Origin of the sequence: Chlorogloeopsis sp. ULAP01, from assembly GCF_030381805.1 — a bacterium.
In the GTDB taxonomy this organism is placed as follows: Bacteria; Cyanobacteriota; Cyanobacteriia; order Cyanobacteriales; family Nostocaceae; genus Chlorogloeopsis.
The window spans coordinates 107,249-119,495 of the sequence record NZ_JAUDRH010000004.1 but is presented as its reverse complement, the minus strand read 5'-3'; the positions used below and the strand labels follow the sequence as shown (position 1 = coordinate 119,495).

General features: G+C 40.1%; 11 protein-coding genes. 3 read left to right on the top strand and 8 right to left on the bottom strand.

The window, feature by feature from the left end; all coding sequences use genetic code 11:
- Positions 1 to 1,059 precede the first annotated feature (1,059 nt).
- The gene (locus QUB80_RS09130) at positions 1,060 to 1,398 is read right to left on the bottom strand and encodes a hypothetical protein (protein ID WP_289789192.1); all 339 of its coding nucleotides are present in this window, start codon (positions 1,396 to 1,398) and stop codon (positions 1,060 to 1,062) included.
- A 550-nt stretch (positions 1,399 to 1,948) separates the two neighbouring features.
- Between QUB80_RS09130 and QUB80_RS09125 the strand changes: the two genes are divergently transcribed.
- A complete protein-coding gene (locus tag QUB80_RS09125) occupies positions 1,949 to 2,782 on the top strand; it encodes a photosystem II manganese-stabilizing polypeptide (protein WP_289789191.1) in 834 nt (277 codons plus the stop codon).
- Between the two features lie 548 nt (positions 2,783 to 3,330).
- Positions 3,331 to 4,107, top strand: a complete 777-nt coding sequence (locus QUB80_RS09120; protein WP_289789190.1) for a hypothetical protein — start codon at positions 3,331 to 3,333, stop codon at positions 4,105 to 4,107.
- Positions 4,108 to 4,195: 88 nt separating this feature from the next.
- Here the strand turns inward: QUB80_RS09120 and QUB80_RS09115 are convergent, their stop codons facing one another.
- From QUB80_RS09115 to QUB80_RS09085, 7 genes are all read right to left on the bottom strand, one after another.
- The gene (locus QUB80_RS09115; RefSeq protein WP_289789189.1) at positions 4,196 to 4,930 is read right to left on the bottom strand and encodes a DevA family ABC transporter ATP-binding protein; all 735 of its coding nucleotides are present in this window, start codon (positions 4,928 to 4,930) and stop codon (positions 4,196 to 4,198) included.
- Positions 4,931 to 5,099: 169 nt separating this feature from the next.
- A complete protein-coding gene (devC, locus tag QUB80_RS09110; RefSeq protein ID WP_289789188.1) occupies positions 5,100 to 6,257 on the bottom strand; it encodes an ABC transporter permease DevC in 1,158 nt (385 codons plus the stop codon).
- Positions 6,258 to 6,342: 85 nt separating this feature from the next.
- The gene (locus tag QUB80_RS09105) at positions 6,343 to 7,638 is read right to left on the bottom strand and encodes an HlyD family efflux transporter periplasmic adaptor subunit (protein WP_289789187.1); all 1,296 of its coding nucleotides are present in this window, start codon (positions 7,636 to 7,638) and stop codon (positions 6,343 to 6,345) included.
- Positions 7,639 to 8,332: 694 nt separating this feature from the next.
- On the bottom strand, positions 8,333 to 8,674 hold the full coding sequence (locus QUB80_RS09100; RefSeq protein ID WP_289789186.1) for a hypothetical protein: 342 nt from the start codon (positions 8,672 to 8,674) through the stop codon (positions 8,333 to 8,335).
- Between the two features lie 201 nt (positions 8,675 to 8,875).
- On the bottom strand, positions 8,876 to 9,004 hold the full coding sequence (locus tag QUB80_RS09095; protein ID WP_289789185.1) for a hypothetical protein: 129 nt from the start codon (positions 9,002 to 9,004) through the stop codon (positions 8,876 to 8,878).
- 186 nt (positions 9,005 to 9,190) lie between these two features.
- Positions 9,191 to 9,925, bottom strand: coding sequence for a phycocyanobilin:ferredoxin oxidoreductase (locus QUB80_RS09090; RefSeq protein ID WP_289789184.1), 735 nt, complete (start codon positions 9,923 to 9,925; stop codon positions 9,191 to 9,193).
- A gap of 176 nt (positions 9,926 to 10,101) precedes the next feature.
- Positions 10,102 to 10,785: an ABC transporter ATP-binding protein gene (locus QUB80_RS09085; RefSeq protein WP_289789183.1), complete on the bottom strand. Its 684-nt coding sequence runs from the start codon at positions 10,783 to 10,785 to the stop codon at positions 10,102 to 10,104.
- 312 nt (positions 10,786 to 11,097) lie between these two features.
- Here QUB80_RS09085 and QUB80_RS09080 point away from each other — a divergent pair, with 312 nt between their 5' ends.
- Positions 11,098 to 12,036 carry a Sll0314/Alr1548 family TPR repeat-containing protein gene (locus tag QUB80_RS09080; protein ID WP_289789182.1) on the top strand — a complete coding sequence of 313 codons (939 nt, stop codon included), beginning with the start codon at positions 11,098 to 11,100 and terminating at the stop codon, positions 12,034 to 12,036.
- Positions 12,037 to 12,247: the final 211 nt, after the last annotated feature.

Here is a 12,247-nt window from a genome sequence, read left to right as displayed (position 1 = left end):
CCAAATTGTTTATTATGCTCCTGTTATTCAGTAATCGCAGCAAACCTGTCTGCCGAGGGAGAGATGTCTTTCTCAAAATTTGTTTTGATGTAGTAACACTTTACAGCAACCAAACAAGGATTGTGGTACCAAGATTCTTCACTATTCAAGTTTGCGGTGTTTATTCTAAATTGAATTTAGCCTCATTGCTGTAGGGCAATAGCCATAGTTCCACAGAACGGCCATACCTCAAGTATTGACAAATCAGATGGGATTGATGACGACTACCCTCTAACAGGCAAATTTAGGGAAGTGCGACACCAATTATACTCTGATTTAAAATTTGTCAAGTAAGTGCTAACCACAACAAAATACTTAGCAGAAACTTACTAAGTATAAATTACAACAAGATATTATATGTTGTATTTACGGCACTACAATGAAAGATTTATATCGGTTTATAAAAGTTCATAATACAATTTGATTTTTAAAATAGTTACTTTTATATCAAAAAATTACTTAACGAGTCATCATTATACATTTTTAGCTACTTTTGTAGCAATGGTAACCTCAAATTGTTGTTTTTGTTGATTTTACACTTAAAACTGAAAATGAAGTCATAGGCTTGCGATTGATAAAATTTCAAGCAGTAGATCAGATATAAATATACTGTATTTAGTCAAAAGATACATTTTTTGGATCAGTATGAGATTGAGCTTATAGTAACTAACTTAAAAAACAAGTATTTTTTGCAACAAACAATTCTGAAAAATGCGTGTTTTTGTGAAAACAAGTTGTATATAAAAATACTTAAATTTAAATCTTAACACTAAATTTGTGACGCTTTTTCCTAACATAGACTTATAACTAGACTTTTACTAGCAACTGTCCACAGAGAGAATAAAAATATTTATTTCTCTATTGAGAGTTTCCTGTTTTCGATAGCTTGCTAGTACGTGGTTGCAACTGGGTAAGTAATAATCTTTAGCGCAACCGCAATATTGAAAAGCGCGATCGCACACTTTGTGATGGTGTTACCACCCAGCGCGAAATTGAAAAGTAAAAATGAGAAAAACTATACTATTCGTTGATTCTGTCGCTTCCCCACTCCTCTTGTTGGGCTACTTCTTGTGGCAAATTTGTTAAAAATTCTTGCAGCCTCATTCGCTCGATATAAGGCCATCCACCTTCAGACTCAATATCCTTTAGGAGTGAGTAAAGTGCCTGACGATTGTTAGGTAAACTTTCTTGAAAAGCTCCATCCCGAATCTCTCGGTGTAGTTGTTCCAACTGCCGCAGTAAAGCTAAAAGAGCTATGGTATCCCCTTGACAAAATAGCACTGCATTATGTACTTCCGTTGCAATATCTTGCAGCTTGCCAAATAATTTCTCTGGCTCAAAAATTCTGCCGTTTTTCATGCCACCTTATGTAAATGAGGTCTAAATAAATTTACCGAAGATTTTTTACTTTCTTTTGTTCACCATTGAACCTATTTTTGTCAAAGCAGACTAAAACCGCATTTGTACTTACAGCCCATTACTCCGATTGATGAGCAAGAGTGGATTATGTTTGGTAGAGTTATTAATTAGCTCAATGCGATCCCAGCATTCTTGACAAATATTAGAGCGCTTTGATTTTGAGTTAAAAAAAATCGTATGATCTGGCTGATCTCCCCATAACAAAATGGGTTGTATATAGTGGCGACACATACGTCACGCAGAACGACAAAGGTTATACCACAAAGGTAAACCTACTAGCAGCACTTACGGACATCTGGAAACTGTCCAAAAAAGTTGTAGCAACGGCAATTATAGCTGTTCTCAGCTTGAGGAAAGCATTCGGAAGTCTATGCTTGTATCCTCCTTCGAGGTATATGTTCGCGTCTTGTGTATGCTGGGGCGTACTCATTCATACGCCCAAACGAAAACCATTAGATATTCATTTTTGATTTTGACACTGAGGTTGACCATGAGGTTTCGCGCTGTAATTGTTGCACTCTTGGCTTTATGCTTGGGAGTACTAACTGCTTGTAGTGAAGGCCCTGCTGCTGGTAGTACAGATTTACTTACTTACGACCAAATCAAAGGCACTGGCTTGGCTAACAAGTGTCCTCAACTAACAGAAACAAGTCGCGGCTCCATTCCTATTGATGCCGGGCAGTCTTACATCATAAAAGAACTTTGTTTAGAACCTACTCAATTCTTTGTGAAAGGAGAACCAACTAATAAACGGCAAAAACCACAATATATTGCTGGCAAACTATTGACTCGTAAAACCTACTCACTCGATCAGATTCAAGGTGATCTGAAAGTGAACTCAGACGGTAGTCTCACCTTTGTGGAAAAAGATGGCTTTGACTTCCAGGCTGCTACCGTCAAGTTACCTGGTGGTGAAATGGTACCTTTCTTGTTTACAGTCAAAGGTTTGGTTGCTCAATCACAACCTGGTATGACTAGCATTAATACTTCCACTGATTTTGAAGGTTCTTTCAGAGTGCCTTCGTACCGTGGTGCGACTTTCCTCGATCCTAAAGGACGTGGTGTTGCCAGTGGTTATGATAACGCTGTAGCTCTTCCTGCCCAATCTGATGAGGAAGAACTCCTTCGCGCCAATGTCAAGCGTGCTGATGTGCTTGAAGGCAAGATTTCCCTGTCTATAGCTAAAGTAGATAATGCTACTGGTGAAATTGCAGGTACTTTTGAGAGCGAACAGCCCTCTGATACCGATTTAGGCGCTGACGAGCCAGAGGAAGTCAAAGTTCGTGGCATTTTCTATGCTCGCGTTGAACCAGCTCGTGCCTAATTTTCTTTGAGTGTGGCAACTTACTGCTACTCAAGACTGTATTTGTCACTTTAGGAGCGATCGCTCGCTACCCCCCATCTTTCCTTCCAAAATTTTACTTGCAAGGAAGACAAGGGGTAGCTTTTTAGTTTTGAGCCATTGTCATCTGGTGATTAGGGATTGGGTATTGGGAAGAAGAGGACACGTTAAGCTCATCCCCCGACTGAAGTCTGGGGGATGAAAGCGGGCCGAAGTGAATTGGGAATTGGGCATTGGCCAATGCATGAATGCCCTTTGCCCCTTGCCCCAAGACGACGGACGACGGTTCCTCCCGTTCCTTGAAGGGGCGGGCTTCCCCGTCGTCTTTTGGTGACACGGAGAAAGATTTTCCCCTTGTCCCCTTGCACCAGGTGCGCCTTATCCTCTTTAAGCGTCCCTAGTCCCCTGTCACCTATCCCCTATTCCCTAGCCTCCACCCACAACTCTGGAAAAATAGCATTGATACCGCAAAAACAGATGGGAGATTTGGGCATCCTAAAACAGAAGCCCAGTATTTTTATGTACTCGCCATGTCAGCTTTTACATCTATTGCCCAATATCCTGGAACAAAGGCTAAAAATATTTCTCAGCAAGTTGCCGCAAGTGAATCACAATTACCGCCAATATTGGTAGCAACCAGTGGAGGTTTAGCCTTGCTTGTGATTGGTTTAATTATCTTTGGCAATATCAAGATCAATAAGCTAAAGAAAAAAATTAAATTTGAACAATTTCGGACACGGGAAATAGAGAAAAAGTTTAAATTAGCTTTGGAAACAATCCGCAAAATGGAGACTAATCCCGATTTAATCAACTCACGGGAATTTAACCTAGATTATCTGCGAATGCGGATGTCAGAGGAGGTATTTCATTTTGCCATTGTTAATCAAATTAAAATCAAAATTAAAGACAAAATTTCTCAAGCACTGCGCCCCAATCAGGCTCAACAAGGGGTAGTGGGTATTGCCAGTAATGCCGGAAGACAGGTGGATGAAATGTTTGATGTTGAGTATGAGACTGGCAATGTACCTAATATTACGAAGCGAGTCTTGTTTCGTGTTCAAATCCGATTAATGAAGCTACCAACCCAACCTACTTCCGCCACAATTAGCCAAATTATTGACTGTATTGAAACTTACCTCAGTCCTATAGATGAGGAAGATAATTGGCAACCGACGATTCAAGGCAGAGTTGCCTATATGCATTGGGATCAAAAGGCTAAACCCACTCCTTTGCTAGTACTAGAGCAATCGAATGAAGGTGTGAATGTGACTTTCCGCACTAGCCGTCAACCAAACTCTCTAAAATAGCAAAAGCTGCAATCTAAAAAATTACTGAAACTCTTACTAATGACTACTGACGACCTTAACTAGTTTACTTTGATTTAACCGAGTCTATTTATGAATTATTTTTTCTGACTCTTGACTCGTAACTTTCTATCGTACTATTTGATTGACGAACTAAAATACCATCTTCCATTTCTACAATGCGATCGGCGATATCCAAAATTCGGTTATCGTGAGTTACCAACAAGATAGAAGTTCCTTTTTCTTTCGCAAGATGCTGCATGATTTCCACAACATCTCGTCCTGATTGTTTATCTAAAGCTGCTGTCGGTTCGTCCGCTAAAACTAATGGAGGATTATTTACCAAAGCGCGAGCGATCGCAATTCTTTGCTTTTGTCCGCCAGAAAGACTGTCAGGATAGTAGTTAACCCGTGGCCCTAAACCAACTGATCTCAGAATTGCTTCTGCTTTAGCAATAGCTTCTTGTTGAGAAATATATTTATTTAGTTCTACCGCCATTTGTACGTTTTGCCTAGCGGTTAAAAACTCTAATAAGTTATGAGCTTGAAAAATATAACCAATATTACGCCGCAGGCTAACTAGTTTGGCTTGACTAGCTCTATACAGTTCTTCACCTAGAAATTTTAAACTACCTTCTTGTACAGATCTTAAACCACCAATTAAGCTGAGTAGAGTAGTCTTTCCTGAACCTGATGGCCCTGTCATAATGACAATCTCCCCTGAATAAATATCCAGGTTTATATCAAATAAAATTTGTCTTCTCAATGCACCTTTACCATAGTAATGATTGAGATGTTTAATGGAAATTACAGGTTCTCTTTTCATAGATAGTATTTAGTGGATAGTTGATAGTAGTTATTAGGAGTGTATGGATGATTTTCTGTTTTCGCTAATAATTTATTCTCTAAACACACCTATATACTTTCACAAAAATTCCAATCCGTTATCATTAACTAAAAATAAAATTTTTCATAATTCATAATCCATAATTCATTTAAAAAATATCTGCGGGGTCAGCAGAACGTAATTTTCTGACAGCAATTGCACCAGAAATAAAACACATAATAATCGTTAAAATTAGTACTTGTATTGCTCGTGCAAAACTCATGAAAACTGGTAATAGAGTTGCTTCTCTAGCCTTTTGATATAAAAATAGTGCAAAAGCAAACCCTGGCAAATATCCTAAAATTGCCAAAATTAAGGCTTCTTGTAAAATTACAACTAAAAAATATTTATGTTCGTAACCGATAGCTTTGAGAGTGGCGTACTCAACAAGATGATCTGCAACTTCGGTATAGAGAATTTGATAAACAATCACAGTTCCAACGATAAAGCCCATGATTGTCCCTAAGGTGAAAATAAATCCTATTGCTGTGCTGCTTGCCCAAAATTGCCTTTCTTGATCAATAAATTCTTGCTTAGTTAACACCTTCACATCTGGTTGTAAATAATTTCTCAAATCTTTAGCAACTGTTTCTACATTTGTTCCAGGTTTTAATCTAATCAGTCCAATACTAACTAATCCTTGTTGCCGAAAGGGAAATATTCTCAAAAAATTTACATCACTAGTAATTAAGTTTCCATCTGCACCAAATGATGCACCCAGGGTAAATAATCCTCCTACTTTAATCAGTCTTCTTTGAACTTCTGCGGTGACAATTTTACCTTGAGTAAAGTCAGCGACAATTGGGCCATATTCCTGCCGAGAAGCTCTATCATATAAAACTACATCAGGTAATTTTATATTATCTAAATTCTGCTCTAATCCAGGTATTTTTAATATGTTAGCTGTTGGATTAATACCAACAACAAGAAGATTACGGGGTATTCCCGTAACAGGATTTTTCCAACTAGTATAGTCCAAATATATGGGATGTACCGATTGTACTGCTGGTAAATCTAAAGCTCGATATAACCGACGTTGGGAAAAAGGTTTTAGCGATAGCAGAGCGCTAGACTGAGGACTAATCAGAACTATATCACCTTGTAAGCTGTTATGAAATCTAACGTTACTGTAATACAAAGAATCTCGAAAACCGAGTTGCATAAACATTAGAATATCGGCAAAGGCAATTCCTGCTAAAGCTACAGCTAAACGTGTTTTTTCACGTTTTATTTGTAGCCACGCTAGAGGAAGTTTTCCGCCAAACATTATCTTTATCTCCTAAGATTTTGAGAAAAATTTATAAATTTATTAAGTTAAATTAGACACGAATTATTTTTGAAAAAGTCGTGACTTAAATTTTGATACCAACAACAACTTTGGCATAAGTTAAACCTGCAACCTTTGCACTATCTGATGGAGATAGAGCAATCCTGACTTCTACGACTCTGGCATCAACATCTGCGGCTGGATCTGTATTTAGTACGTCTTTCTTACCAACTTTTCTACCAATCTCTGCTACAGTTCCCTGCAATTCACCGCTAAAAGCTCCATTGTCGCTGGTGATTGTCACTTCTTGACCTAAACGTACTTTACCAATACTATCTTCAGAAACTTCCGCAACAACCATCATTTGATCTGTTCGCCCAATTTCAGCAATGCCATCCACACTCATAGTTTCTCCGGATTTGGTGTGAATTTTGAGAATTTCTCCGGCAATAGGTGCTTTAAGATAGCTCAACCGCAGCTGTGCTTCCGCCTTTTTTAGAGCTGCGATCGCATTCACAACTTGAGCTTGTGCTATTTGCATACTGTTAGGACTAACTTCTTGAATTCTTTGCAATCTAGTTCTTTCTTCGTCGATTTGTTGTTGCAAAATAGCTATAGTTTTGTCCCGGTTAACTTTAGCTTCCGCAATTTGCTGTTGCAAAGTAGCGATCGCCTGTCTGCGGCTGGCTTGGCTCTCAGCTAATTGTTGAGTAGTGGTTGTGGCACTTAGGCGTCTCCTGTCGCGTTCTTGTTGGGAAATTGCACCTTCTGTATATAAAAAATCGTAGCGTTGAGCATCAACTAGGGCATTACGTTGTTCAGCTTGGATGCGAGCCACCGTTGCTCTGAAAACATCTTGTTGCCCTCGCAATTCGGCTTCGACACGATTTATCAATGCTTGTTGAGCAACTGCTTCACCACGTAACTGAGCTTGTAAACGAGCAATAACAGCTTTTTGAGCTTGAATGTCCCTTGGCATACCAGCTTTGACTTGCGCCCAGTTGGCTCTAGCTTCTAAGAGTCTTGCTCTTGCTTCTTCTACTACTGCTGTGTTGGTAGCAAAGTTATCAAGAATAGCAATTACTTGGCCTTTTTTAACACGTTCTCCCTCTTTGACAAAGAGTTGCTCAACTCGTGTGCCTCCTTGAACTCCTGCTGGAGCAGAAAGCTTAATTACTTCTCCTTGCGGCTCCAAGCGTCCCATTGCATGAATACTATTCACAACAGGCTTGCTGGTTACAGGCTCGTTGAGCTTTTGAAGTTGCTCTAGTTTAGCCATAGCTAGCACTCCAGCAGCAACTGTTACCGGTAGAACTATAGCGATCGCCCACAAAACCTGAGGCTGTTCGTTTAACCTTGTCTCTTCTCTTGCCCTTGACATGGTGTGTTGGTTGTCTGAAGTTTACTAACGAAAGTAAAAAGCAAGTTAAACATCATTTAAATTAGTTAAAAAGAATTCGCTGCTAACGAATCAATGTCAAGGAGAACTAACAGTAAATTTAAAGTTATATTGCTGAAAATCATAGAATTCCAGAACATTCAACGCCATAGTTTTCACAATGGCGTTTTGGTATTTCATAAATATTCAAGAATTTGGACTAAGTAACTACGCAAAAATTGTGCCTAAACTCTTGAAAATGAGTTCAAGACTATTGAAATTCCTTTTTGTTGTCAATTTCAACTAGCTTATGCTGATGGTCTAAAATTTACTACTTGATGAGATTGACTTGTTACAATGTTCATAAAAAACTACTACACAAGAATTAATAACCAGTATCAAGCTATCAGTTTCTTTCATTGCAAAAGCCAAAATAGAAAATCTAAAATTTGTACCCCCTAGACACACCTGGCTGGTTGAAGAGATTCTGTGGAGTTTGAGGGTACTTTTACATAAGTACTAAGTCTGAATGGATTTATTACCATCCATTTGATTAACTAGAGATAAATGAGAGTCAATTTTAATTGTGTGCTTTTCTGCTATCAATAGTTACTTACACATCACTTGGATTATCTTTGGATCTTTACTTCCAAGCTCCTCCTTTGGCAGCTTATGTTTTTTAGTCTATTGTACTTTCTTAAATGAATTCTACATTAATAACTTTTTGGGAAACGTAACAGAGTCTACAGATGATGGGTAATACCAATGCGTGGATTTTGGAGCCACTGCGGTGGTGAACCAGCACTGCGGGAGGGTTTCCCTCCGCAGGTGACTGGTGAAAGGGTTTCCCGGCATAAAGGAGCGTAAGCGCCCTTGCGGAGCCAGTGCGTTGCGCGGGTTCCCCGCGTTGTAGCACCTGGCGTCGGGTTAAGCGCGTTGTAGCGACTGGCGTTACCTGGCGTGATTTTGCGAAAAGTTTGTAGACGCGGAGTGGCTTCCCGTAAGGGTGCGGAGGAAACCTCTGCTCAAAGCTTTTCAAGACGGATTTTGGATTCCAACCATTGATTAATAGGCTAGTCCAGAATTTTGAAACAAGACTCCCTGCGCAAATTTGGTGTAATACCTTGCAAGAAAAAGAGAGTATAAAGGATGAAATATAAAGACTCGATTTCTGAAGTGTAAATATGACTTAATTAGTTCATTCTGTACAATTACACTTCACAATTTACACTTTAGATTTTTATTTATTACCAAAGGGAGCAGTTTGAGAAATAAGTACGTAGACAGAAAGAGGACATGGTGAAATGGGGACACGGGAACAAGAAAAATCATGATTCATGTTTTGCCCTTTGTCTGCTCCTGTTTCCATCCGGTTTTCCTTCCTTCTGCCCCACCGAAATTCTGTTAGCGTAGCTCCTCCACAAGGAGGCTCGCCGTGCGACGGCGCACCCTGTGGGAGACACGTAGACGGACGTAGTCCGGCTTCAAGGTAGAGTAGTGGATAAGCGAAAGTAGCCGCAAAGCGTCTAGAGAGTTCTCTGTGCTTTCTACTTATTTAATTTGGTAGATCAAACAAAACTGTAGACATATAATTTTCTGCCCATTCTGAACCAAAAGCTTTTTCCAGGACACGACGAGTTTTGTCATTTTGCTGCTGGTTGCTGCAATAATTATGCTGCCCAGCAATAATTTGTCTTACCTTGTCGGATGAAACTGGTGTGGAGGCGATCGCATTTTGGCAGTGAATCTCCAGAAATGCCTGCACGTGTTTGAGAAACATCGCTTCTTCTTCAGGTGAAGCCGGGCGGACAAAGATACAAAAATCAGAAAAGATGTGTCCCCATTCAGGTAATTCTCGCGGTTGAGAAAAATTGAATGTTGGCAGTGCCGAGAGTAATGAGATATAAGATTCTGGTAGGGAGCGATCAGAACTAACTGGTGAAAGATCCGCGATCGCTGCACTAATTTGTCCCCTACCTCCGACTAAATCGCAACCAAACATCGGCAAATCGTAATCTGGGCGGGGAAACATCACACAGTGCAAAATATCTAGCATATTTCCCACTTTTGCCAATTCCAAGTGCAATTTGCGAAACTGGGGTGTTTGATAGCAGCGATTTTCGATGGTTAGTTTCTCGCCTTCCAGTCTACCTTCTACATACCCCAGTTCTGCCGGCAAATTGTAGGGTGACAGATCTAGGTGCTTTTGCCAGACTGCTTCAATGCTATCAGCCAGTTGACGAATCAGAGGATGTTGTTGCTCGCGTAGTGAGGGCTTAATCGTTAACATCTTTTAATCAAGGAATCTTATCTAGTGGCCAGTGTACAGCCCGCCACGCGCTTGCTAACGTCGCTTGCAACATAACCAAACAATAACCAAGTGGTTAGTAGTTAGTCATTGGTTAGTGGTTGTCATTAGTTGTTCTCCCCATCTCCTCTGCCCCTGAAGCGCCCCTCTGCTTCTTCTCACGCTGCGGGCAGAGGTTCTTGGACATTGGTTTCTAATTTTTCCAATGTGTATGGATCGATTGCTTCTAGTTCACCATGATTAATGCTCCAGCAACAGTCGGCGATCGCTAACAAATCTCCTGCGTCGTGGGTTACTACTAATAACGTCCGATCTCGTTTTAGTTTCGCCAATAAATTTACCAGTTGTCTACGCATTGACCAATCCAAACCAGCCGTAGGTTCATCCAGCAATAATAAATTTGGCTGGCGAATTAATTGTACGGCTAAAGCCAAACGTCGTTGCTGACCACCACTTAATGCATGGGGTGATGACGAAAGCGATAAATGCTCTAAGCCCACTTCTTGCAATGCCTGCCTAACTCGCTCTGCTCCCAATTCTGGATGTCCTAAGCGCAACTCTTCTAAAATCGTACCGCCACAAAAATGCCGTTCAGGGAATTGAAATACTAATCCTGCTAATTGTTGTAGCTGTTCAGCAGTTAAATTTTGTTCGCGCCAGAAAACAGAGCCAGAAGTGGGTTCCGCTAACCCAGACAAAATCTCTAGTAACGTACTTTTGCCAGAACCACTTGGCCCGATAATCAGACCTAACTGTTGAGGTGCTAAGTTCAAATTAATAGATTTGAGAATTGAAGTTGGGCAAGCTGTGGGATGATAAATTAGATTTTTCAGATAGAGCATTTGCTAAAAGTACCAAAAAGTCAGCAACTTACTTAATTAACTACACTGCGAGCGGTTACAAAGTCCCGAAAAATTTATAGTGCATACCCTGCTCATATCTTCTATATAGCAGCTAGAATTACACTGCTGCCTCATTGCAGCGAGTTAAAACTTTAAATAATAGCTATAAGGGAATGGGAACCTGTAAAAATTACCACAGTCAAACAGTATAAAAAATTAGCCTAACACAATAGTGAGCGTGACTCACTTCCTTGCATTTTAAGTAACACATTAAACAAATTCAACAGCAATTCTTCTGAAGGAAACGTAACAATGATTAAAAGGTTTCCACCTGTGCAAGCAACTGTGCCTACTAGGTTGACCAAGCTTGCTCAAGTTGCTATTGCAACAACTCTAGTTCTCAATGTTTGGGGCAATCCCTCTGTTGCTGCCGATCCTTTTCGTAGCAAAGAAGCGCGTAACATTGGTAACAATACTGAAGCAGCATTCAACGCCATTTTCCAAAAGGGTGACTATAAAGCCGCCGAAAATTATCTACAACAGGCACTATCTAAAGAACCAAATGAACCCCTCGCCTATGCAATGAAGGCATCATTAGCATACACCAATAAGGATTGGGCTTCATTAGAAACCTATAGCAAGAAAACTTTAGAAATTGCCCAAAAACTAACTTCTAGCGATCCTTTACGCGGAAATCTGTATACTGCTGTTGGTCATTTTTTAGAAGGGGCAGTGATTATGCAGCGCGAAGGTACAGTCAGTGCTGCACCAAAAGCCTTAGGCAGACTGCGGGAAATTTATAAACATTTAGAGCAAGCCGAAGCTGTTGCTGCCAACGATGCAGAACTGAATTTGCTCAAGGGCTATATGGACTTGATGCTGGCTGTAAATTTGCCATTTGCTAGTCCAGAACAGGCAATAGAACGTTTAGAAAAAAATGCTGGGCCTCAGTATTTGGTGAATCGAGGTATTGCCCTTGCTTATCGAGATTTAAAACGGTACGATCGCGCACTTGAATATGCAGAACGTGCCTTAAAAATGACACCAGATAATCCAGAATTGTATTATTTAAAAGCCCAAATTCAACGCGGAATGGCAAAAAAAGATAAAAATCAACAAATGATGCAGGAAGCGGTAAATAATTTTGACAAAGCGCTGACGAAACAAGCTCAACTGCCAGCAGGTTTGGTAAAACAAATTCAACGCGAACGCCGCCTCACAGTTAGAGATATTGCTAAAGCCCAAAGGTAGGGGACAGGGGACAGGTGACAGGTGACAGGGGACTAGGGACTAGGGGCTAGAAATTTTAGATTTTAGATTAAGTTCCAATCCAAAATCGCTTTGCTCCAAAATCCAAAATTGAATTACCCAATCCCCAATACCCAATCACCAGTACCCAATACCCAATACCCAATCCCCTTCTTCTACAATTAGTCATGAGCAATAATTACTTAGAGATTTT